This is a genomic window from Hyphomicrobium sp. 2TAF46 (genome assembly GCF_052114865.1).
In the GTDB taxonomy this organism is placed as follows: Bacteria; Pseudomonadota; Alphaproteobacteria; order Rhizobiales; family Hyphomicrobiaceae; genus Hyphomicrobium_B.
The window spans coordinates 487,468-508,431 of sequence record NZ_JBFRFO010000001.1; the positions used below are offsets into that span (position 1 = coordinate 487,468).

The 20,964-nt window shown below is 57.0% G+C and carries 23 protein-coding genes and 1 tRNA gene; 15 read left to right on the forward strand and 9 right to left on the reverse strand.

Features of this window, described 5'->3' with window-relative positions; translation table 11 throughout:
* Window positions 1-6: 6 nt before the first annotated feature.
* From yidC to rpmH, 3 genes are all read right to left on the reverse strand, one after another.
* Window positions 7-1,887 (reverse strand): membrane protein insertase YidC, encoded by a 1,881-nt coding sequence (gene yidC, locus AB4Z24_RS02215; RefSeq protein WP_441705593.1) that lies wholly within the window; start codon window positions 1,885-1,887, stop codon window positions 7-9.
* Between the two features lie 90 nt (window positions 1,888-1,977).
* The gene (rnpA, locus tag AB4Z24_RS02220; protein WP_441705595.1) at window positions 1,978-2,373 is read right to left on the reverse strand and encodes a ribonuclease P protein component; all 396 of its coding nucleotides are present in this window, start codon (window positions 2,371-2,373) and stop codon (window positions 1,978-1,980) included.
* 42 nt (window positions 2,374-2,415) lie between these two features.
* Window positions 2,416-2,550, reverse strand: a complete 135-nt coding sequence (gene rpmH, locus AB4Z24_RS02225; RefSeq protein WP_092869043.1) for a 50S ribosomal protein L34 — start codon at window positions 2,548-2,550, stop codon at window positions 2,416-2,418.
* A 423-nt stretch (window positions 2,551-2,973) separates the two neighbouring features.
* Here rpmH and AB4Z24_RS02230 point away from each other — a divergent pair, with 423 nt between their 5' ends.
* From AB4Z24_RS02230 to AB4Z24_RS02245, 4 genes are all read left to right on the forward strand, one after another.
* Entirely contained in the window at window positions 2,974-4,428 is a 1,455-nt protein-coding gene (locus AB4Z24_RS02230; protein WP_441705598.1) for a dihydrolipoyl dehydrogenase family protein, read from the forward strand.
* Between the two features lie 12 nt (window positions 4,429-4,440).
* Window positions 4,441-5,973, forward strand: a complete 1,533-nt coding sequence (locus tag AB4Z24_RS02235; protein ID WP_441705600.1) for a sensor histidine kinase — start codon at window positions 4,441-4,443, stop codon at window positions 5,971-5,973.
* Between the two features lie 214 nt (window positions 5,974-6,187).
* A tRNA-Arg gene (locus AB4Z24_RS02240) sits at window positions 6,188-6,264 on the forward strand.
* A gap of 115 nt (window positions 6,265-6,379) precedes the next feature.
* Complete coding sequence (locus tag AB4Z24_RS02245) at window positions 6,380-6,760, forward strand: helix-turn-helix transcriptional regulator (protein WP_441705602.1); 381 nt, start codon at window positions 6,380-6,382, stop codon at window positions 6,758-6,760.
* Between the two features lie 241 nt (window positions 6,761-7,001).
* On the opposite strand, the gene AB4Z24_RS02250 is transcribed toward AB4Z24_RS02245, so the two are convergent.
* Complete coding sequence (locus AB4Z24_RS02250; protein ID WP_441705604.1) at window positions 7,002-7,532, reverse strand: hypothetical protein; 531 nt, start codon at window positions 7,530-7,532, stop codon at window positions 7,002-7,004.
* Between the two features lie 126 nt (window positions 7,533-7,658).
* On the reverse strand, window positions 7,659-7,895 hold the full coding sequence (locus tag AB4Z24_RS02255; protein WP_441705605.1) for a hypothetical protein: 237 nt from the start codon (window positions 7,893-7,895) through the stop codon (window positions 7,659-7,661).
* Window positions 7,896-8,007: 112 nt separating this feature from the next.
* Between AB4Z24_RS02255 and AB4Z24_RS02260 the strand changes: the two genes are divergently transcribed.
* From AB4Z24_RS02260 to AB4Z24_RS02275, 4 genes are all read left to right on the forward strand, one after another.
* Entirely contained in the window at window positions 8,008-8,271 is a 264-nt protein-coding gene (locus AB4Z24_RS02260; RefSeq protein ID WP_441705607.1) for a hypothetical protein, read from the forward strand.
* Window positions 8,272-8,520: 249 nt separating this feature from the next.
* On the forward strand, window positions 8,521-8,760 hold the full coding sequence (locus tag AB4Z24_RS02265; protein WP_441705608.1) for a hypothetical protein: 240 nt from the start codon (window positions 8,521-8,523) through the stop codon (window positions 8,758-8,760).
* A gap of 85 nt (window positions 8,761-8,845) precedes the next feature.
* Window positions 8,846-9,028: a hypothetical protein gene (locus AB4Z24_RS02270; RefSeq protein ID WP_441705609.1), complete on the forward strand. Its 183-nt coding sequence runs from the start codon at window positions 8,846-8,848 to the stop codon at window positions 9,026-9,028.
* A gap of 144 nt (window positions 9,029-9,172) precedes the next feature.
* The gene (locus AB4Z24_RS02275) at window positions 9,173-9,682 is read left to right on the forward strand and encodes a PH domain-containing protein (RefSeq protein ID WP_441705611.1); all 510 of its coding nucleotides are present in this window, start codon (window positions 9,173-9,175) and stop codon (window positions 9,680-9,682) included.
* Between the two features lie 94 nt (window positions 9,683-9,776).
* Here the strand turns inward: AB4Z24_RS02275 and AB4Z24_RS02280 are convergent, their stop codons facing one another.
* A complete protein-coding gene (locus AB4Z24_RS02280; protein ID WP_441705613.1) occupies window positions 9,777-10,094 on the reverse strand; it encodes a hypothetical protein in 318 nt (105 codons plus the stop codon).
* A 180-nt stretch (window positions 10,095-10,274) separates the two neighbouring features.
* Between AB4Z24_RS02280 and AB4Z24_RS02285 the strand changes: the two genes are divergently transcribed.
* Entirely contained in the window at window positions 10,275-10,934 is a 660-nt protein-coding gene (locus AB4Z24_RS02285) for an SOS response-associated peptidase family protein (RefSeq protein ID WP_441705615.1), read from the forward strand.
* Between the two features lie 176 nt (window positions 10,935-11,110).
* Here AB4Z24_RS02285 and AB4Z24_RS02290 read toward each other — a convergent pair whose 3' ends face one another.
* The 3 genes from AB4Z24_RS02290 to AB4Z24_RS02300 form a co-directional block, all read right to left on the reverse strand.
* Window positions 11,111-12,277: a hypothetical protein gene (locus tag AB4Z24_RS02290; RefSeq protein ID WP_441705617.1), complete on the reverse strand. Its 1,167-nt coding sequence runs from the start codon at window positions 12,275-12,277 to the stop codon at window positions 11,111-11,113.
* Window positions 12,278-12,659: 382 nt separating this feature from the next.
* Window positions 12,660-13,346, reverse strand: a complete 687-nt coding sequence (locus AB4Z24_RS02295; RefSeq protein WP_441705619.1) for a recombinase family protein — start codon at window positions 13,344-13,346, stop codon at window positions 12,660-12,662.
* Between the two features lie 125 nt (window positions 13,347-13,471).
* The gene (locus tag AB4Z24_RS02300) at window positions 13,472-13,972 is read right to left on the reverse strand and encodes a hypothetical protein (protein WP_441705621.1); all 501 of its coding nucleotides are present in this window, start codon (window positions 13,970-13,972) and stop codon (window positions 13,472-13,474) included.
* A 572-nt stretch (window positions 13,973-14,544) separates the two neighbouring features.
* On the opposite strand from AB4Z24_RS02300, the gene AB4Z24_RS02305 reads away from it, so the two are divergent.
* The 6 genes from AB4Z24_RS02305 (at window position 14,545) to AB4Z24_RS02330 (ending at window position 20,866) form a co-directional block, all read left to right on the forward strand.
* Window positions 14,545-14,682 (forward strand): hypothetical protein, encoded by a 138-nt coding sequence (locus AB4Z24_RS02305; RefSeq protein ID WP_441705623.1) that lies wholly within the window; start codon window positions 14,545-14,547, stop codon window positions 14,680-14,682.
* Window positions 14,683-15,197: 515 nt separating this feature from the next.
* On the forward strand, window positions 15,198-15,701 hold the full coding sequence (locus AB4Z24_RS02310) for a hypothetical protein (protein ID WP_441705625.1): 504 nt from the start codon (window positions 15,198-15,200) through the stop codon (window positions 15,699-15,701).
* Between the two features lie 492 nt (window positions 15,702-16,193).
* Window positions 16,194-17,213 carry a hypothetical protein gene (locus AB4Z24_RS02315; RefSeq protein WP_441705627.1) on the forward strand — a complete coding sequence of 340 codons (1,020 nt, stop codon included), beginning with the start codon at window positions 16,194-16,196 and terminating at the stop codon, window positions 17,211-17,213.
* On the forward strand, window positions 17,210-17,791 hold the full coding sequence (locus AB4Z24_RS02320; protein ID WP_441705628.1) for a hypothetical protein: 582 nt from the start codon (window positions 17,210-17,212) through the stop codon (window positions 17,789-17,791). Before AB4Z24_RS02315 ends, AB4Z24_RS02320 begins: the two co-directional genes overlap by 4 nt.
* Before the next feature lie 531 nt (window positions 17,792-18,322).
* Window positions 18,323-19,825: a trypsin-like peptidase domain-containing protein gene (locus AB4Z24_RS02325; RefSeq protein ID WP_441705630.1), complete on the forward strand. Its 1,503-nt coding sequence runs from the start codon at window positions 18,323-18,325 to the stop codon at window positions 19,823-19,825.
* A gap of 87 nt (window positions 19,826-19,912) precedes the next feature.
* On the forward strand, window positions 19,913-20,866 hold the full coding sequence (locus AB4Z24_RS02330) for a hypothetical protein (RefSeq protein ID WP_441705632.1): 954 nt from the start codon (window positions 19,913-19,915) through the stop codon (window positions 20,864-20,866).
* The last annotated feature ends 98 nt before the right edge of the window (window positions 20,867-20,964 follow it).

The following is a 20,964-nucleotide window of genomic DNA, read 5'->3' on the forward strand; positions in this document are numbered from 1 at the left end:
GCAAACTTATTTGCCTGGCCCGCCGCTCGCCCCGAATAAGCGTAAGAGCGGGGCAAACGTCCGCTTGAGATTATCGAACAGATGAATCTCGGCGCCGTTCTTCTTGTTGATCATCATCTGCTGAGCGATGGACAGCGTGTTGCTCCACGCCCAGTAGATCACGAGACCCGCCGGGAAGCTCGCCAGCAGGAACGTGAACATCACCGGCATCCACTGGAAGATCTGCTGCTGAATCGGGTCCGGCTGCGGCGGGTTGAGTTGCATCTGAACCCACATGGTGAGACCCATGATGAGCGGCCACGCGCCAATATGCAGGAATTCCGGCGCGGTGAACGGCAGAAGCCCGAACAGATTGAAGATCGACGTCGGATCCGGCGCGGAAAGATCATGGATCCAGCCGAAGAACGGCGCATGGCGCATGTCGATGGTGACGAACAGCACCTTATAGAGCGCGAAGAAGACCGGGATCTGCAGCAGGATCGGCCAACAGCCCGCAAGCGGATTGATCTTCTCCTTGCGGTAGAGCTCGAAGATCTCTTTCTGCTGCCGCTGCGGATCGTCCTTATGCAGCTCTCTGAGCCGCTGCATTTCCGGCTGCATCTTCTTCATGCGCGCCATGCTCTCGTACTGCTTGTTGGCGAGCGGAAAGAAGGCCGCCTTCACGAGCACGGTCAGAACGAGAATGGTGATGCCGAAGTTATGCACGATCCCGTTGATGAACTCCATCAAACGGAAGAGCGGACGCGTGATGAAGTAGAACCATCCCCAGTCGATCATCCGGTCGAAGCGCAGGATGTTGAGCGCATTCTCGTACCCGTCGATCAAGGAAGCCTTCTTGGCGCCGGCGAAAAGATGCGCCTCGGTTCCCTTCCGCATTCCGGGAGGAACCGAAATCGCGCCGCGCAGATAGTCGGTCTGGAACGCGTCCTTGCCGCCGGGATCGCGAGCGGGAAGCGCGGAATAGGTCGCGCGATAGGGCGCTGTCTGATCCGGAACCAGCGACGTCGCCCAGTACTTGTCCGTAATGCCGAGCCAGCCGCCGATCACATTGTCGAACGTGGTCGGGACGCCGCTTTTGACGGCGTCGGCGAACCTGAACTCCTGCAGGCCATGGTCGCCGGAAACGCCAACGAGACCTTCATGCAGAACCGAGAAGACCTGCGACGGCGGATGACCGCTACGGTGCACGCGCGCGTAAGGCATCAACGTGACGTCGGCGTTGGTCTTGTTCTCGAACTCGTCGACAACCTTGAACATGTAGTCTTTGTCGACCGAGATGGTGCGATGGAAGACGACGCCCTGGCCGTTGTCCCACGTCAGGCTGACCGGCGTTTCGGGCGTCAGCGTCGTGCCGCCCGCAACCGTCCAGTTGGTATCGCGGTCCGGCACCTTGATCGCCGATCCGGCCTGCGGCACCCACCCGAATTCTGCGAAATAAGGGTCCACCGAGCCGGCAGGCGACAGCAGCGTGACCTTCGGGCTATTGGGATCGATCGTTTCGCGATATTGCGACAGCACCAGATCGTCGATACGTCCGCTCTTCAGATCGATCGACCCTTCAAGCGACGGCGTCGCGATTTGAATGCGCGGTGACTGCTTCAGAATTTCGTCGCGCGTCATCGCCTTGGCAGGAAGCGGCTGCCCGCTTGCACCTGGAACCGTTGCCGAGGGCGGAGCGACCGGTGCGTTGGCGACGTTCGGCGGTGCTTCCGTCTTCGAAGTGCCCTTGTTCTGGGCGTCGATCTCTTTGTTGAATTCCTGACGCGCCTGCTCGTGCTGGATTTGCGGGCGTGCAAAAAAGTACTGCCATCCCATGAGCACCAGGATTGATAGCACCACGGCGAGGATCAAATTGTTCTGGTCTTTGGGATCGTTGGGAGAGCTCATCAAATCCTCAGGGCGCGGTGCCGGTGGCAGGGGCCTCTTTCAGGCCGAAGCGATGGCGGAAACTGGTCATAAAAGGAAGGGGACACCCGGTCACGCTGAACCTTTTTTAGCCGCGCGGGCTGGCCGGCTATGCTGCAGTGCCGACATGGCCTGGGTAACGTCGCCGAGAAGCAATGCAAAGGGCCGGTCAAGTGCGGCGCGCCGGGCAACCACGACATAGTCGCACGCCCCGAGCGTTCGTTGCTTAAGATCTGCCGCGAAAGCAGCCTTCAGGCGCCGCCGAATACGGTTACGGGTAACGGCGTTACCGATCTTTTTCGTAATTGTGAATCCGAATCGCGGACCCTCGCCGGCGCGCTTGATGACGTCGGGCCGTTGACGCATTTCAATCAGAAATGCCGGCGTCGATGAGCGCCGGCCGCCGCGCACAGCCAGAAATTCGGAGCGCGCCTTGAGCGTGGGCAGGATTGGAATGACAGCCTCCAAAGCCGCGACAATGCGACAGCGGGGCCTTGGCGCTAGACCTGACTAGGCCGAAAGACGCTTGCGGCCCTTCGAACGACGGCGTGCCAGTACCTTCTGACCACCGGCCGTCAGCATACGCTTGCGAAATCCGTGGCGGCGCTTGCGAACAAGGCGGCTCGGTTGATATGTGCGCTTCACGGAACTCTCCGTCCAAGTCTCTTAAGGCCGCATCCAGCGACGGACGACCGGCATATTGCTTATTTATCCGAGACTTACCAATACACATTGCCCGCGGCTCAAGACCCCGGCAGAGTGCAGATATCTCGGGAATTCGCGCCCTTATAGTCGGGCCCATGTGGCAAGTCAACGAGGCGGAACCTGACCGCTCCACGGCCGCCGCAAGAATTGCTGCTGCGACCGTCGCCCGAAGGATTTTTGGCGAGAAATGACGTTTCCGATCCCCTGCGCGCTCGCTAGCAGGGGATAGCGGCGCATCTCCGGCATCAAAAGCGCCCGCAGCATATTAAACTAGACCCATCACGCCGTTGGTAGAAAGCCGCGCTTATTTTCGCCGAACGCGGCACAAGCCCCAACCCAATTCCATTTTCTGGATCCCGCCTTATGCCCAAGGACACGGCCGAAGAGACCCCTCAGAGCCAAAAGATCGAAACTGATTTTTGCATCATCGGTGCAGGCGCCGGTGGCTTGGCTCTCGCCACGGCCGCGGCCGCATTCGGCCAGCGCGTGGTGCTGATCGAAAAACACAAAATGGGCGGCGACAGCCTTAACTATGGAGGCATAGCGTCTAAAGCGCTGCTGGTCACCGGCAAACGCGCCCACGCCATGCGCACGGCATCGCCCTTCGGCGTCCGCGGCGTCGAACCCCTGATCGACCACGCGGCGGTCAACCACTACATCGAAGACGTCGCCGCAAAAATTTCTCCGAATTCGTCCGTCGAGCGTCTCACCGGCCTCGGCATCCGCGTCATCGCCGCAACGGCAAAATTCATCGACCGCGCGACTGTCGCGGCCGGCGACTATCGGATTTCCGCGCATCGGTTCGTCATCGCCACCGGCTCGTCGCCGGTCATCCCACCCATTCCCGGCCTGGCGGATGTTCCCTATTTCACGAACGAAACGATCTTCGAGCAAAAGACCCTCATTCCGCATCTCATCATCATCGGGGCGGGAGCGACCGGTCTTGAGCTGGCGCAAGCTTACCGCCGCCTCGGCTCACGCGTCACCGTGCTCGACAAAACCCACGCGCTCGGAGACGAAGACCCCGAACTTGCAGTCGTGCTGCTGACGCGCCTCTCCCGAGAAGGCATCGTCATCCGCGAAGGCGTGCACATAAAGCGCGTCTCGGGAACCCCCGAAAAAATCGCCGTCGAACTTCAAACCGATGGCGCGCCAGAAACCATCGAAGGCTCCGCCGTGCTCGTCACGGCCGGACGCAAGGCCAACATCGCCGATCTGGGCCTCGATGCTGCGGGCGTAAGGGTTGCGCAGAACGCCATCAAAGTTAACGGCGGCTTGCGAACGACCAACAGCCGGGTCTTTGCGATTGGCGACGCGACGGGCGCTCCGAGATACGCTCATATTGCCGCCGAACACGCCGAAGTCGTTTTGCGGCGATCACTCTTCCGCTGGCCGGCGAGAACCAAGGACCGGCACGCGCCGCGCGTCGTCTTCACTGATCCGGAACTCGCAACCGTCGGCTTCAGCGAGACCGAGGCTCGCGCCAAGTTCAGCCGGATAAACGTGCTTCGCTGGCCCTATCACGAGAATGACCGGGCCGAGATCGAACACGAGACCGACGGGCACATTAAGGTCATTACGTCGAAAAGCGGGAAAATCTTGAGCGCAGGCATCGTCGGAGCCGGGGCTGGCGAGTTGATTCAGATGTGGTCGCTCGCCATATCTCAGGGCCATAATATAAAGGCGATGACCGAATGGGTTTCGCCTTATCCGACGCTTTCGGAGATCAATAAGAAAGCGGCATTCCGTTACTTTGCAACAACCCCCAGTAACCCCTTTTTGCGCAAAGTCATCGCGTTACTGGCCAAGCTCGGTTAATGATCTCCGCCGATGGAGAAATTCGACTCGGTGCAGCGCGCGATTACCAACGATAGCCACCCAAAGACTGGCGAACGGACGGCGAAGACCTCTCTCGCCGGCGCGCCGTTGCGTGCCGTCTCGCGCTTCTGGGAACGCCGCGGCCTTCCCACAAAGCTGATCATTCTAACGGCCGCGTTCGTGCTGCTCGCCGAAGCGCTGATCTTTCTCCCGTCCATTGCAAGTTATCGCGTGACATGGCTGCAAGAGCGACTGACGGCAGCGCAACTTGCAGCCCTCACATCCGATGCTTTCCCGGGCGGGCAGATTCCGTCCGCTCTTCGCGCCGATCTCCTCCGCACCGCGCAGGTACGAGCCATCGCATCGCGCACCGAAGGCGAGCGCCGCATGGTATTCCCGCCCGAAGGCGATCTTAATATCGATTACGTCTACTATTTGCCGCCCGAGCCCGACAACTTCTGGGACAGCCTGACGACGCGCCTGCAACAGGCCAAGGATGCGGTGACGACGCTTCTCTCGAGCGACCGCACCATTCGCGTTATCGGCCACAGCGGTCCCGATAACACCAACCTGATCGAGATCGTCATTCCGGAAGCGCCTCTCAAGGCGGCGATGATCCGCTACGGCATGAACATCCTCTGGCTGTCGATCATCTTGTCGCTGCTGACCGCCGTCGTCGTCTATTTCGCGCTGAGCCGTCTGTTCGTGAAGCCTTTGACGCGCATCACGAGCAACATGCTGCACTTCGCGGAAAACCCGGAAGATCAGAGCCGGATCATGCCGGACACCGGACGCAGCGATGAGATCGGTGTCGCCGAGCGCGAGCTTGCCAGCATGCAGCGGCAGCTCGCGAGTTTGCTCGCCCAGAAGAATCGCCTCGCTCAACTCGGCATGGCCGTCTCCAAGATCAATCATGATCTGCGCAACATGCTCGCGAACGCACAGCTGATATCGGACCGGCTTGTCGATCTCCCCGACCCGACCGTGCAGCGCTTCGTGCCGAAACTCATCGCCTCGCTCGATCGCGCCATTCAGTTCTGCAATTCGTCGCTGCAATTCGGCGGCGTTTCCGAAGCTGCCCCGCGCCGCGAGTTGATGCGTCTGAAACCACTGCTCGAAGAGGTCGCCGACAGCCAGGGCCTGCCGCGTGAAGGCTCGGTGGCGTTCGTCAACGACATGGATGCGTCGCTGCGGATCGACGCCGACCGGGAGCACCTGTTCCGAGTCTTGAGCAATCTCATACGCAACGCCGTACAGGCAATCGAAAGTGTTGAAGGTAAAACCGACGGCGAGGTCCGCGTCGCCGCCCACCGGGAGGGGCGCAAGGTCATCATCGACGTGATGGATAACGGCGCCGGCATTCCGCAGAAGGCGCGGGAAAATCTGTTCAAGGCCTTCCAGGCCTCGACGAAAAAGGGCGGAACCGGCCTCGGGCTCGTCATCGCGGCTGAGCTTGTACAGGCCCACGGCGGCACGCTGACGCTGGTCGACAGCAAAAAGGGCGCGCATTTCCGCATCGAGCTGCCGGATCGCCCCGTCGATTGACGCGCGATCTTTCAGGCCATCGCGCCCAATTATCCCAGCCCTGTGCGTTGCATGGGATTTCCTGCAGGAACCGGGATCGAGGGGAGCGCGGCGACACGTCCATCACGCACTGTTGCGAAGCACTTGCACTCGGCTGCGCGACCCACTAGAGAGGGTGGCTTCGCCGCCCGGCCACACCGCCGGACGGGGCCAAGCCCCGATGCGGACGAACAAAGCGCCGGTAGCTCAGTTGGATAGAGCACCAGACTACGAATCTGGGGGTCGTGGGTTCGAATCCTTCCCGGCGCGCCAATGAAATCAATGACATAGCTGATATAGCTGACACTCGGAAAATGACCCGTGTCCCAGTGGTGTCCCGGTTCGCTGCTCTTGCCGCCGGGCTAAGACTCACTGATCCTCAGCGGTCATGAGCAAGCCCCTTCCCGAACATGTCACGCGCGCTGAAGTCGCCGAGACCTTGCGCTTGAGTCTTCGGCAGGTCGATCGACTAGCCAAAGAAGGCACGCTGAAAAAGCTGAAGTTGAGCGCGAGCCGCAGTGGTTTCGAGCGCGAGGACTTCGATCGGTACCTTCAGACCCTTACCGGCGGCGACGGCTATGTGAGCCGTATCGCAGTGCTCGCTGTCGAGATCCCCACCGGCATTCCATATACGGTCAACGAGCTAGCCGAGAGACTCGATGCGAGCTTGTGTCAGCGGCTGCCGGGTTGCTTGATCAAAGTCGATGGCAGAAAAATTCAAATCGCGTGGAACGCCGCCCTTGGATACACGCCTGAACAGATTTTGTGAGTCGCCGCTGGCCGGCCCCACACAGCAAGCTGAAATTTAGGCCTCGCTCGCCGATGCTTCGAGCGAGGCCCGCTCGTTTGCATGCTCCTACTTCTTCCTTGTGGAGATCGTCGGCTTGGCGCTCTCTTTGATAAATCGCAACGGTGGCGGCGCGGGCTCGACTTTCTTTGGCGGTGGCGGTGGCGGCGATGATTTCTTTTCGCTCATAAAGAGTCTCCGGATGCTGCACTATTTTTAGCACTCACTGAAGCAACGCAAAATAATCTGTTCCGATCTTAAGAGCGCCGAGCAAAAGTACGAGCGGAAGCGCACGAACGAGTGCTTTTCTAGCGTCATAGAGATAAGCGCTGCGCAGTTGATTTACTTGAGCGTTGCGACTCGCAGCCTGGATGTAAGCTTCATAAATGTAGCTCAGCACCTTGTCGTCTATCTGATCAGCCGCAATTTTCTCCCCGGCATAATAGTCGTTCAGGCTGAGTCTGTAATCCTCTAGCTGCACAGGAGTTGGCGTGTAGGCATACTCGTGATCATGGTGCGAGTGAGCTAACGAATAAATCGCGTCCCCCATGAGAAAGGTCACAATAATCCCAATGAGTGTCTCGACGATGTGCACATACGAAAAAGGATTCGTGAAACCCGAGAAAACAAAAAGCAAGGCAGCGCCAAAAGCTGTTATTATTGTTATTGGTTGTGAGATTGCGTCGTTCAATTCTCCTCTTTTAGTCAGCTCAGCCTCGTAAAGCTCTTTGTATTCTCGCTTAAGGGGATTCATATTTAGATCAAGCCTTCGATCTATTTTGAGAGTCACATAGCGCTACAATAGCCCTTCAAGTGACAGCGGCGGACGAAACCAAGCCTCCCTTAAAGCGCGAGTCGGCTCGCCTGACGAGCATATGATTTATCGATTTCTTCTCACCTTCCCTGGCCATCGTGATCTGTCATCGGGATCAATCATTTCCCCACCAAACCGCGCGATAAACTTCAGCGCGTGTTCCTCGACAGCAAAGCACCAGCGCTTGATGTACTCGCCGTCGCGAACGAAGCACGGGCCACGGTCGCACAGAGATAGGTCTTTGCAGAACTCGTACACCTCATCGAGCTTCTTGCCCGTCGTCAGTTGTTGAACCAGCGCCACCTGAAAAGGCCATCCCGCATCGATCCGATGATCGCTTAGTTCGCCCTTGCGTTTGGCTATATTTCGCGGGTGAGGATCGTCTTATAATTAAGAGTCAGAAGGAGATACTCCCATGACTAACTCAAGGCTACACGAAGAAAGCCAATTGCTCGCGAGAGTAACTGTGCTCGAACGCGTCGTGGGCATGATGGTGCGGGAAAGCATGCTCGGAACGGGCCAAGATCCGAGGCACATCCTCGCCTACGGCGAAAGCATAAAAAAGTTCTTCGAAGGCCGCACGCCCATGGGCGCAACCGAGGACGAAATCAATGCGGCTGCCGATAGGTTCTTTTCGGAGATTGCTTCGGATATCGGAAGCCAAGACAGCCACCAATAGGAGTTGGTGGGAGGAAGTGATGTGAAGCACCGGCAGAATGAAGACGCCACCTACAGTTGGGGTCGAGGCTCGCGTTTGGCCGAACGGCGCTCAATGCCCGCGCTGCTTCGAACAGAAGCGCGTCTCAACGAATTAATGCGTTTCTTCTTAGAATAGGAGTATGCTGTGCATATCGCCGACTTGCATTCCTGGGCGTCGGCGGCCGAGAGTTGTGATGTGCTCCCGCCTAAATAGCGCGGGGAGTGCGTTATGAAAGTCCCCAACGGGCATTATGACAACGACCAGCTCAGTGTGCTGAGCGCCGCGTTGATCCTTACCTGCAAAGAACTTGACATAAGCGGGACAGACGACGTGATCCGCGAGCGAATTGCGGTGCAGTTGTTGGCACTGGCGCAATCGGAGCCGTGTGATCCCGAGAGCCTGAGCGCTAAAGCGGTCGAGCAATTTCGGAACCCGCTGCGCGCCACGCCCATCAATCGCGTCGCTTGAAATGTTGGACGGCGCGGAATGATGAGACGATCAAAGGACCTTTACAGGTCTGCCAGAGGTTTAGTCTCCAATAAGGAGACAAAACATGGCAACTAAAGATGCGCATGGGCAAGTTACAGAAACGCCCCGAGAGGCGAGACAGGCAGAAAACTCAAAGAATTCCTTTGTTGTCCTGACCGTCTCGTTGGTCGTTCTGGCGATTATCGGCGTTGGCCTATTTTGGTATTTCGGCATAGTTCCGGCGACGCACGGTCCGGGTCCGGGCTAGTTGTTTAGAACGTTCCGACTTTTCAGCACGCGAGGAAGCCGGAGGCGCAGAGGAACACCCTCCAAGCCTGCATCGGTTACCAGGAACTGYCTTGCTATCAATGACGTTTAATTTCTAATCGTCAGCGACCGAAGCCAACGACACATGAGCTACATCGAGCAAAGTCTTGGTGCCAATGAGACGGTCCACTACGCCGCCCGGTTTCCAACTGCCCGCTACGCCGCAGCCTGGCTGACGCTGCTGTTCGGATTAGTCGCCGGGATTTCTTGCCTGCTGTATGGCGCTCCAGCAATAGCAGCCTTGATTTTGATCTGCGCGGCCACTGGTTTCTGCGCAATCTTATACGAGCCGTGGACGACGGAAATAGCCGTTACCAATCTTCGGCTGATCTACAAACGTGGCCTTTTCCAACGGCGGACCAACGACCTTCAGCTAAGAGCAATAGAAGAAGTGCAGCTGCATCAAAATTTCTTGGGACGACTACTCAACTTCGGGAATGTCGAGTTCCACGGAACTGGAGTGGATGACATACGTCCGCCCGCGCTGAACAATCCAATCGCTTTTCAAAGGGCGGTGCAGGAGGCGATTGGCGCAAATCATGACGCGGCAAAACTTCCGGACCAATTATCCGTGCCGACTTCGAAGGCGTCATGACCTAACTGCGCTTAGAAAACTCCCCACAGTGGATCACATCAGGGCCCGCCTCGAACAAGCGAAACGGGCCCTTTCTCAAGCATGACAAATATCGCTATTGCGCTGTTCCGCCCGGCACGTTCGGCTTTGCGGCCGGACCGCTCTTGTTGCCCGGCTTGCCCTTGACGCCAGTCGAATCCTGCGACGGCTGTGTCGCCGGGTTTAGGCCCTTGCCGGTCTCTCCTGGTGAGGCGCCGGTGCCTCCCATTTTATTCTGGCCGGACGGCGTTACGATTGGTCCGCTCTTGTTACCTGGAGCGCCCTTAATGCCAGGGCCTGAGTTTGGTGGCGTGGCAGGCGAATTCTCTACGGCGAGAGCTGGAACAGCGGACAAAAGCGCTGCAATGGCTGTGCCGATAATGACTTTTTTCATCTGAAGAATCCTTCTTCTAGACTCCCCTCTAGACTCCTCCTTCTGAAAAAGCATTTCCGGCAGTCGACCGTTCCACATCTTCACGCCCATGTCGCGCGCGAACACCACCTTGTGAGGTTCGTTGAGGGCAGCGAGAACGTATCATTTGCAGATCATCTTGCGACGCACCATACTAGCTTCATGTGCGGTAAGTTCACACAAATGGCTTCATGGCGCAACGTTCACGCGTTCTCTCGGCCGCTTATCGAGACCGATAGCGAAGTCATCTCGACCCCCATGCGCTTCGCGAACATCATTCGACTGAATGAATCGGGCGAGCGCGAAGTCGTCTCTATGCGTTGGGGCTTCGCAGGCAAGGGCGACGCTAACCCATCCCGGCCTAAGCACATGCACGCCCGTTCCGAGACCATCGAACGGCTGCCAACATTCGCTAATGCTTTCACGTATGGTCGCGGTATTCTGGTCGTTCATACGTTCAACGAAGGCGAAGAGCTTCCAAACGGCAAAACCAAGCAATGGGTCATCACGCCAAACGATGGGAAGCCGATTGCCATTGCCGTGATCTGCGAGAAGTGGACGAACGGTGCCGATACACTAGACACATTCATTCAAGTGACGACGCCGGCCAACGCGCTCATTGCGAAGATCACAGACAGAATGCCAGCCATCCTTCAGCCGGAGGATTGGCCGACATGGCTGTGCGAGAGCGACGCCGCGTTAGCTGATGTGAAGGCAGTGCTGAGGACGTACGAAGACACCGGCAACTGGACCATGACGGAGCAAGAGCCGGCGCGGAAGGCTAAGCCAAGAAAATCTGATCCGCAGCCGGGATTGTTTTAATTGCAGTCCGCCTTCGTAGCGCCGGGGCACTGCGGATACGACCGCCGGGCATGCAATACGCGCTGTGCAGCCCACACCTGCGTCCAAGTCTATCGTGATTACAGGGACAATCGCAGCGGAATATCCTAGCCGGACTCGCTGTCGCCTTTGTCTGCTAGCCGCGTTTTCTCTCTCGGCTAATTTTTGGCAGCAATAATGCAGTCGACATACTGCACAGCGAAATCGATCGTCGTCTGAGTAACGCCGCCGTTCATACTCTCGGAATTGGTGTTTACGTTGTGGCTGTGCGAGCCGTTCGTGCTCGAAGTCACAGACAAGTTGCCGTAGTTTGTGGTCGTCATGACTGTCCATTTCGGCTGGTTCGGCGTGTCATTGCCGGAGGTTCCGACAGCGGGCGCCGTGACCGTATGGGAGTGCGAGCCCTGCGTGTCTGTCGTGCCGGTTCCTGCGAGTGTCACGTTCGGCAAGTTTGCACGTGCGACGGTGCGTGGCGCAAACACCGTCGAGAACGGAGTCGAGCCACCATTGCCTGCGGTGCCGGACACGATGCGCGGGATCTTATCGTTGTGCGTGGTGCTCTTCGTCCAGCCCGTCGGCGCAGCCGTCTGGAAGAACGACATCAGCGTGCCAGCGGGAAGTCCTATGATGGCTCCAAGTGCCGAAGCATCGGTAGCGGCGAGCAGCGTGCGAGCGTATGCGGTCAGGCTTGTCAGAGCGGCTGTGGTCCCGCCATTGAAGTAAGCGAGATTGTCCGCAGCGGGAACGAGCTGCGCGAGCGCGTTCAGGGCGACGATCGCCGCGTCGAACGGCTTGCTGCCGGTCTCGATGAGCACCCAGTGAGAGCCATCCCACGTGCATGCAAATAGCTTGCCCGCGACGATGCGGCCGGCCTTGACCTGATTGCCGTCCTTTTCGATGATATTGCCGGTCGATCCAGCACAAACCAGAGTCGCGTTATCGGCGTTCGCATTGAGCGCTGTGGCGCGCACGGTCGTACCGACTGCGACCTCACTCATGAATGAGTTGGTGGCCGTGATCGCTGCTGCTGTGCCGGCGGTCAAGCCGCAGTAGGTGACGAGCGCCTCCGCAACCTGACTTGCGTTAACGGCGTCTGTTGGGATGCTGCCGCGGGCGAGATCCCGGATGCGATAGTTGCCCCAACGAATATCTGAGGTGGGAGTGTTCTGACCGCCGCGCTGAATGCAGAGCATGAGTCCTGCAGCGATGTCCTGCAGTACGTCCATCATCTTATCGGCGCCGATAAGCGACGCTGGCGGCCCAGCATCGCGATCAGCAGAGAAGTCCTGCGCGAGAGAGAAATTACCACTACCGTCCCAGGGCATTACGGTGCTCCTAATTAACCTAGCGCCCGTTGGCGCTTGAGCCGATTCTGCCACAAGGGGCTGTGTTGCCCTGGAGTTGCCGAGCCGCGCGACCGCAGCAGACAGCGGCTTCTGAGCACCCGTCGCACGCGAGAGAGAGTGTATGTGGACAAGCAACGCGACTATCCCAATGCACATGGATTCGAGCACGTCATCAGCCAAGCCGAGTGGGACACTGCGGTGGAGCGATTTAACCGTTCGCCTCTCGGTGCGGAACCGATCAGCTTGAGATCAAAATGGAAGAAAAGCCTGGAAAGCTCAGTCTCTGCACGAGACCAATTGGGACGCTGGTCACGCCTAAATAGGGGCCGACAACCATCCCGCCCACGCGTATAAAAGACATTCAAATCATCAGACGCGCCATGACGGCACGTACTGTACCAGGGTACCACTGACCATTTCGTGCGGTTTGGATACCTCGCTGATTCAATTGAGACGCAATACCTTTAAGCGTTGTTGTACCGGCCGCCTGAATATCCCTGATGATCGGAAGCACATCCGCGGCAAATGAGTCGGCTTGAATCTTCAGTGCCACTCGACTGGCGCGATTGCCCTTCGCCGCGTGCTTCGCAATATGCCCCGGATCTCGCGCTCCCAGCTTCACACCACGTCGCTTTGCAGCGCCCAGCGCTGCCTTGGTCCGGGCGCTGATCGCATCTCTCTCTTGCTCCGCAACGGCAGCGAGGACGTGAACGGTCAGTTTCGTGACGTGCGGATTGTCGGCGCATACGAATTTTGCGCCACCGTCCATGAGCGAAGCGAGAAAAGCCACGTTTCGGCTCAGACGATCAAGCTTCGCGACGACCAACGTGGCCCCCGTCATTTTTGCATGTTTTAGAGCCTCAGCGAGTTTCGGCCGCTCCTTATCGCTTTTCTTGCCGCTCTCGACTTCAATGTATTCCCCCAGCAGTCTGCCATTTGCTGAAGCGACGTGCGTGGTGACAGCATCCCGCTGAGCCTCAAGACCGAGCCCGCTGCGTCCTTGCTTTTGGGTCGAGACACGCAAGTAGGAAACAAATTTGGAAGACATCAGCACCTCATATTGAATGCTTAGACGGTCGTTACAGCATTTAATTTAGAAAGCTCGTTTCATTGAAAGGGTCGAGCCCGCTTAGTTTTCTCTTTCTCTCTGTACCGCACAACGGACGACGACGGTCAGACTAACAGCGTCGGTCGTGCTTGCCCGTCGCCGCCGAGAGCGGCAAGCTGGGCGCGCAAGCTTGTGCAAAGCTCGCTCATATGGTCCAAAATCTCATCCATTTTATCGGGCTCATCGAGCGATCTTCCCATCTCGCTAAGGTCCTCTTCAAGGATGGCAATGCCCCGGCGCGCGACACGATCGCGCTCGATGTAATTGGCGATTTCGCGAACAAGATCGTGGTCGCAAGTCGACTCATGTGCGGTCCGCTCTTCCGCCCCCTCGCCCCAGGTGATGTAAAACGGAAAATCCGAGTGGTGCTCCGATGAAATGATCTGGATTGCCGCCGCGGCTTCCGCGTCTTTCACCCGGATAATTGCGCCAGAGCACGACTTCAACTGCCTCAGGTCTGCGACGAATTCTTTCGCTGTCGCATTAGAGTATCTCCCAAACACAGCTAACAGCGCATTGCGATAGCCGCCGTCCATCGTGAGCGTAAAATTCTCTGTTCTGTCCATCGTAGTTGCCCTTCGTTGCCGATTTTGACAAGCACCACGAGAGCATGATTCACCCAAATAGTACGTTAAATGCTTGCGTCAGCTCGCAATATTTGCAATACATGTCTTTCATGCAATACATTATTCGAGAGGCCTGAATTGAAGCGCGACGAAAACGATGCGGCCATAACGATACGCTTGCCGTCGGCTGCCCTGGAGAATCTCGACGAGCTTCGCCGAATGGAAAAATCACTCCCCTCGCGAGCCGGCATGTTGCGCCTGTTGATCGAAAGAGCGGCCGCAGCGCTTGAGCGGAAGCGGCGATAGCCTACCGCAGCCGGTGTTCACTTCCGGCTAGGTACTACTTTTCCGGCCGCCGGCCGGTGCGGCTTTCGCCGCGCCGGGACTCCTCAACTGGAACGAGACTCCGCGGATCTCAAATCGACCACGCAAGTCGAAATGTGCGACCCGGTCTAGGGGCTTTTCAGAAAGTAGGGTCCGAAGGGCTCGGTGCCAGTGAGATCGCAAAGCGACTTAAGATCGGGCGCGCGATCGTGTATCGTGTAATGGGCGACGCAAAGGGACGAGGCACGATGAGAGAGAGTGAACTGATTATGGAAGCGACATTGACCCGAGCCTTCGGCGACTTGCGGGCCTCGATCTACCGTGCGTTGCTGGTGCAGGCCATAGGCATCTGCCTCGCCTTGGCCGGACTGCTCGCGCTGAGGTGACGCTGGTCTGAACATCAGTCCACTCATCTGCGATCTCGTTGGCTGCGCGAAAAAATCGGCACGCCGAAAAAGGTGCCCTGTAGGTACTACTTTTCGGCCGCCAACCAGGGGGCGGCTTTTTCCGCGGCGAGACTCCGTGCGATGGAACGGGACTCCGTGGATACGAAGTCGATCACGCAAGCGGAAATGTGCTGACCAGCGGATAGGGGGGGGGGGCTTTCAGAAAGTAGGGATGTTAGCCGCGCGAAGGTGGTCGGGCCGGTCGGAAAAAAGCTTATCGTGCCTGAGCATTTTCACCGCGCTTCGGATGGGTCTCGATGCAATGCCTTGTGCGGACCCTCGCTCTATTCGAGGATGGCGCGGGTGCCCCGACCGACGCTCAAAAGAGCCCTTCGATCGACCAGCTGGATTCCTGGATTGCCTGGGCTTATACGGTTGAAGGTTTCCTCCCACCCCCTCTCAATATTCTTTGTTTTCACGCTGACGATAGCACGTTCTCTATCGAAGAGGCATTCATGGCGATCAAAACAATCCGGTACTTGAGCACCGTAGAGGGCGCGGCCGTTCTTGCCTTCCTTGTTGCTGCAGCAGGTAGCGCAATCGTTTTTTACTACGCCCTTGGCAAGGACCAAGGTGCGAACGCCTGCAGTTCCTACACTGACGCCAAAAAGCTAAACTTCGAAGACATGGCCAAAACGACGGTTGCAGCCAACACCGCATTGAAGGCCACGGCTGATAAGTTCAGCGAACTGATCAATCAGAACCAGAACTACAAGCAGCTTTCCGAAGAAAATATCTCGTTGAAAAAAGACAATGCGTCTAAGACAGCCGCGCTCGCGTCCGACGAAAAGGAGATGGCCGAACTCAGAGAGGCGGTTGCGAAACTCACGCCGCAGAAGCCGATCACAATACAGGCGAACCACGCAGAAATGATCTCTGGAATCCTCGTTGGTATGCGGCCCTTTCTCGACGATACCGTAAGCGTTTCCGCCAATGGAAGGCAATACAGCCTCCATTAAGGCGACAATTTCGAAGAAACGGGGCCGCTAGGTAACTGCACAATCACCGCAGTTCAGGTCGACAAATCCAGCGTTAGTCTCGTGTCAGATTGTAAGAAGGCCGCCGAAAAAAGCCCCAATTGAAAAGGGGGGCTCAAGCAGCAAACCGATCGCGCTCGACCACCTCAGCATGAAGCGCATTGGTTCCGCTCGGTGCCATGGTCGGGTTGATGAACAGCATCCGCTGGTTCTGCGAACGACACGGCGCCTTCCTACAGGGGGTGGAATACACCATGAGCAATGCTACGGCCTTTGATTTTAAATCGATGGCCGGTATCTTGGCCACCAGCTCTGAAAACAGCGTCTGCCCCTCGAACTCCCCTTAACGCTCTCTATATTTTGGTGCCTTGCTACTGAGGCTGTGGATAACCCGTCGCCGTGGGTGGTTGCTAGTTAGGCTGAATTCGTAAACTCAGTTCCTGCTGATTATTCCCGCACCGAGGGCGGCGAGACATGCAAGAGATCGATCTCTCGCGCTACAGCGACCACGAAGGCTTTACACTCGTCTTCCAGGGCGCAAGCCTGCCGTTCGATTGGAAGACGCTCGAAGAGACTATGAAGGGTCTCAGACAGGCCGCCAAGGCCATTGGCGAGATCGTCGATCCCGACTTCGAGATTGATATAGAAATCGGCGGCATCACTCCGGGTAGCGTCAAGCTTAAGGTCACTTTTCGTAAGAAGCTCAAAGACGCAGCCGGCGCAGCATTAGTGGGCGTTCTGGTAACGCAGACGGCCGCCGTACCGCACGACTATGTCGGCGCACTACTGCTGAAAGCGCTTTATGATCGTTCGAGCCCTCAAGCTCAGTACGAAGTCAGCTCGACCGAGGAGACCGTGACCACGGTAAGTTCCGACGCGTCCGTCACCATGCTTCATGACGCTTTCCGCTTGGTGCCCAAGGTCAAGAAGAACCGCAAGGTCCAGCGCGGCGTTCGGCGCGTTCTGAGCGCAACCCAGCACAACGACAACGTAACTGGCATCGGGTTCTCCCTCTCGAACGAGGATAAAGTAACAACGTTCTCGATTTCCAAGCAACAGATCAACCACGCAATCGGAAGACCGGCGCGAATTCCTGCGGATTATATTCCAAAAGGCACCTTTCTGACGAACAACATCACATTGTCGATCGGCAATCCGAAGGACCGTGAGGTCGTCAACGCACAGATCTATTTCACAAGTCCTGTACGAGGCAGGCCCAACACGTGGCGCTGCGTGTGGGACGGCAAGCGCATAACCGTGACCATTACGGACCCTCACTACCTTGCGACTATGGAGTCCAATTTCCTGCGCGGCGGTTCGAATATGAACGTCGAACTGACGATCTATCGTAAGTTTTCGCGCACATCGCAGACCTGGGTGAACAAAGCCTACGAGATTACCAAGGTCTATACGCAGGGCATTGGAAGACCCACCGAGCCCTTTACGTTCGGCGACCCTTATAACGCGTTGCCCCCTCCTAAGAATAGCGATTGACGCAAGATCAGGTCATGCCTTCATCACCGACCGAAAGTCACGAGGGAGAAATTAGGTCCGGCGCGGATATTGCGCTCGGATGTTTGGACGTCGTCTCGTCAGCGTACCTTGTTGCGGGAGGCGCTCTGATTGCCGCTTGCACCGCGTTCGCAGCGCAGGTGTGGGATTACCCTTTCCCTCGTGGGTGTATGCTGCTTGTGGTCCGAAACTCCGTCTTCGCGGTGCTGATTGCAGGCTTTGCGTGGATCTACGGGCGCATTGCGCTGACTGTACTCAGCCGATACCTACAACGCTGCTTAGTCTTCAATTCCCTACTGGCGATAATTCTAATTGCCATGTCGAGTTACGAGCTTTTCGTCAAAAACTTCGCGCCAGGAAAGCAATTTACTAGCTGCTTCTTAGCGTGGCCGCTGGACGATGCTTGCAATTACAAAACCGAGTCCATATCCAAAAAAGATCAGTTGAGGCTGTCTCAGTTTATGCTCGAGCTGCAGGCCAGTCCGTGGTCGTCCGACTTTGAAGTGGAGTTTACGACAAAGAAGAACGCCTCCCAGGGCACGGCTTCACCTCCGCTCTAGCAGATGGGCTTGAGCCGATGAAACGCGCGTTGTCGATTTCTAATTGGCCGTGATCAACCTGGGCAGGCGAAGTCGGCGGCTAGCCCCACTGGAATGCGACAGTGTTTTTGGAATGGTCCCGATCGGGGTAGGTACTACTTTTTTCCTTACACCACCTCCGGCGTTTTCGCCGTTATGAAACTCCACGCTGGATCGTTCCTTGGTGTGATTCGCGAACGCGCGTACACCCGGAAATGTGCGATTTACTGATATCGGGTGGCTTTCAAAGTAAGAATGTTAGTCGCTCAAAGCGCGGTCGGTGGCCGCGTTGGAAATTTGGCGTCTTGTTCGGCCCTGCTTCACTCTCCTGGACGTAGAATCAGATTTCATTTCGTCGCATCGAATTTCCCGCTTACAGGCATTCTGATCGGCAAAAACCGGCCCGTCCTCTCAATCGCAAACAGTCTTCGTTGCTTGCAAGTTATCGACAATCCGGCTTGAATTCGCCTACATAAATGCAAAGTCCAACCTCGGCAAAAAGCACCACGGCGGATGAAAAAAATAACAACCATTGGTCTGTTCGCCCTCGCTCTATCGTCTACTCCTCGTTGCGCAGAAGGCGCGGAACCCGACAGAATATTTTGGGAGCAGCGAGGCTGGCAGGTGGCGGTTATGTTGAACACCTCCGGCCGGTTCGTAGGCTGCTACGCCGTCAAGGATTTCGAAGCGCCAATCTTCATAAAGGATCGCTTTGTATTCGCGAACTATCGCGACGGCCATTGGGCAGGATTAGTCGGCGGCACTCGCATTGATAGCATCGCGCAACAACGGCCAATTAGCCTCTACGTAGACGGCAAATTGATTCATAGAGCTACGCCGCAACTGACCTCGCTGAAAGCTGGCCGCTTGGGAACTTTGACCCTGCAAGCAATAGATGGACTCGCCTCGGCTCACGTTCTTGAGATGATATCGCCCGCTGGAAGTGACCGCTACGCGTTGGAGGGGTCTGCAGATGCTCTTGCCAAAACAGTAGAGTGCGTTAACGCGTCCGTCGCCCTGGAACAGGGGCGACCAGCCGATGCTCTGAGCTACCAGTTCCGCGTGCCCTCAACGGTGGTTGCCGGCTTCATGAACATGAGGTCGAGCCCGTCCATGACTGCGCCACTCGTCGGCACGGTTCCTGCGGGCGAGCGAGGTCTGCAAAAGGTTGGGACTTGTCGTCCGCCGGAAGATGGTGTGGGACAGTCCCAATGGTGTTACATGCAGTGGCAAGGGATGGCCGGCTGGATTTCTACAAGTGGGCTCATGGAAGAGGTGGCCACACTTGCGCCACCACAGATCACCCAACCTGTTGCAACGCCCGTAGTTACTCCCTCAGCACCGATTTCGCCGAAACCTCCAGCCAGCGCGGAGCCTACACTCTCAAGCGGCACAGCGTTCATGGTTGGAAATAGTGGACAGCTTCTCACCAACGCTCACGTCATCAAGGATTGCAAAGCAATTGCCGCTGAGCAACCAGGGGCATCGGGGTTGGTGCGCGCGATAGTCTTGGCTCAGGATCGTACGAACGATCTTGCGTTGATCAAAGTCTCTCCACCATTCCCAAACTGGTCGGCACCAAGATTTCGGCAGCGCGTTCGGCTCGGAGAAGACGTCTTCGTTTTCGGCTATCCACTGACCGGAATAGTTGCATCATCCGGCAACTTCACGCGAGGCAGCGTCACAGCCCTTGCTGGGATGGGCGACGACACGGGAAAGCTTCAACTCACGGCACCAGTCCAACCAGGAAACAGCGGCGGACCTGTTCTGGATCAGACGGGGGCCGTTGTTGGTGTAGTTGTTGCTAAGCTAGACGCTCTCTCTCTGATTAAAGAAACCGGGAGCTTCCCTGAGCAGATTAACTTCGCCATCAAAGCCAACGCTGCAGTCAGCTTCCTTGAATCGAATGGCATAGAGGTATCTGACTCCGACGCGAACGCGCCGGTGATGACGGCTCCGGATATTGCTGACGCAGCCAAAAAGTTCACGGCGCATGTTTGGTGCTTGGGAGAATAGCGGAAGGCGGACTATTGCTGTAAACTCCGTTGATCTCTTCCGACTTCTTTTCCTATATCGCTATATTCAGCGCCTCCGGAGTATCCCGTGGCTCGCATAAATTTAGCCTCTTTCTCGGATGACCATTTCACCATCCGATTCGACACCAATTACGACATCGATGTCTACACGCTAAGCCAAGCGCTTTCCGGGTTCGCCGACGCCCTGCGCGAGATTAACAAGATCGTAAATCCGGACTTTGAACTTGAAGTCGTTCTGGAGAGCACCGGTCGCGGCAGCTTTCTCGCACATATCAAGACGGCCAAGTTCGCGAAAACGGCTTTGCAGTTCACCGCTGTATCAATCGCCCTGCCGCTGCTTCTCTCCTTTGTCTACGATGCCTGGAAGGGCCATGAGAAGCCTCATTGGAAGGTCGTCGGCACAGAACTGGTATTGGTCACTGAAAGCGATGAGGTGACGATGCCTGCCTCGCTTGAGGAGGTGAAACAGAAAATCGAAGCCAATCAGAAAGTTGCTCAAGGCGTCCGCAAAGCAATTACTGCCGTCGATCAGGATCAAGAGGTGAAGGGCATGGCTGTCATGTCCTCTTCCTCTATCGATAACCAGACTGTCATCGAGATCCCTCGCGATGACTTCCCGAAGATATTGTCTGGTCTGCGTACTGACGTGTTCACATCAGAATTGATCCTCGCGCCAACAGAAGCTCCGCGAGATTTTCGCGACACGACGCAACGCGTGCACCTGCTGGTAGTTAAAGCAGTCCTTAAGCGTTCCAGCCGCAAGTGGGAGTTTGACCTCAATGGGCAAGATGTTTCGGCGCCGATCATCGACGGCACATTCTTCGATAGGCTTCAGCTGCGGACGATCTCTCTAAGTCAAGGGGACTCGCTCGACGCTGACCTCAAAGTCATGCAGAAGTTCGACCGCGAGAATAACGTCTGGCACACCACGGGATACGAAATCGTCCATGTCTACGACGTCATTCCTGGCCAACCTCCGACCACCCTCGAGCAGTTATGGGAACCCGTCGAACCCGGTTGAGAAATTAGGGAACACTAATTGCAATGAATAGACACTAGCTCTGGCTTCTCGTCTGTAGAACGAGAAGAGGGCTGTCGCCGCGATCGCAGAGCGCGCAG

Bases quoted from the DNA above. Each gene is read 5' to 3' on its own strand.
- AB4Z24_RS02305 (WP_441705623.1), top strand. From the start codon at position 14,545: ATGAGAGAGAGTGAACTGATTATGGAAGCGACATTGACCCGAGCCTTC.
- AB4Z24_RS02315 (WP_441705627.1), top strand. From the start codon at position 16,194: ATGCAAGAGATCGATCTCTCGCGCTACAGCGACCACGAAGGCTTTACA.
- AB4Z24_RS02245 (WP_441705602.1), top strand. From the start codon at position 6,380: ATGAGCAAGCCCCTTCCCGAACATGTCACGCGCGCTGAAGTCGCCGAG.
- AB4Z24_RS02295 (WP_441705619.1), bottom strand. From the start codon at position 13,346: ATGTCTTCCAAATTTGTTTCCTACTTGCGTGTCTCGACCCAAAAGCAA.
- AB4Z24_RS02325 (WP_441705630.1), top strand. From the start codon at position 18,323: ATGAAAAAAATAACAACCATTGGTCTGTTCGCCCTCGCTCTATCGTCT.
- AB4Z24_RS02280 (WP_441705613.1), bottom strand. From the start codon at position 10,094: ATGAAAAAAGTCATTATCGGCACAGCCATTGCAGCGCTTTTGTCCGCT.
- AB4Z24_RS02270 (WP_441705609.1), top strand. From the start codon at position 8,846: ATGGCAACTAAAGATGCGCATGGGCAAGTTACAGAAACGCCCCGAGAG.
- AB4Z24_RS02285 (WP_441705615.1), top strand. From the start codon at position 10,275: ATGTGCGGTAAGTTCACACAAATGGCTTCATGGCGCAACGTTCACGCG.
- AB4Z24_RS02235 (WP_441705600.1), top strand. From the start codon at position 4,441: ATGGAGAAATTCGACTCGGTGCAGCGCGCGATTACCAACGATAGCCAC.
- AB4Z24_RS02310 (WP_441705625.1), top strand. From the start codon at position 15,198: ATGGCGATCAAAACAATCCGGTACTTGAGCACCGTAGAGGGCGCGGCC.
- AB4Z24_RS02265 (WP_441705608.1), top strand. From the start codon at position 8,521: ATGAAAGTCCCCAACGGGCATTATGACAACGACCAGCTCAGTGTGCTG.
- AB4Z24_RS02230 (WP_441705598.1), top strand. From the start codon at position 2,974: ATGCCCAAGGACACGGCCGAAGAGACCCCTCAGAGCCAAAAGATCGAA.
- AB4Z24_RS02290 (WP_441705617.1), bottom strand. From the start codon at position 12,277: ATGCCCTGGGACGGTAGTGGTAATTTCTCTCTCGCGCAGGACTTCTCT.
- AB4Z24_RS02250 (WP_441705604.1), bottom strand. From the start codon at position 7,532: ATGAATCCCCTTAAGCGAGAATACAAAGAGCTTTACGAGGCTGAGCTG.
- AB4Z24_RS02275 (WP_441705611.1), top strand. From the start codon at position 9,173: ATGAGCTACATCGAGCAAAGTCTTGGTGCCAATGAGACGGTCCACTAC.
- AB4Z24_RS02300 (WP_441705621.1), bottom strand. From the start codon at position 13,972: ATGGACAGAACAGAGAATTTTACGCTCACGATGGACGGCGGCTATCGC.
- yidC (WP_441705593.1), bottom strand. From the start codon at position 1,887: ATGAGCTCTCCCAACGATCCCAAAGACCAGAACAATTTGATCCTCGCC.
- AB4Z24_RS02260 (WP_441705607.1), top strand. From the start codon at position 8,008: ATGACTAACTCAAGGCTACACGAAGAAAGCCAATTGCTCGCGAGAGTA.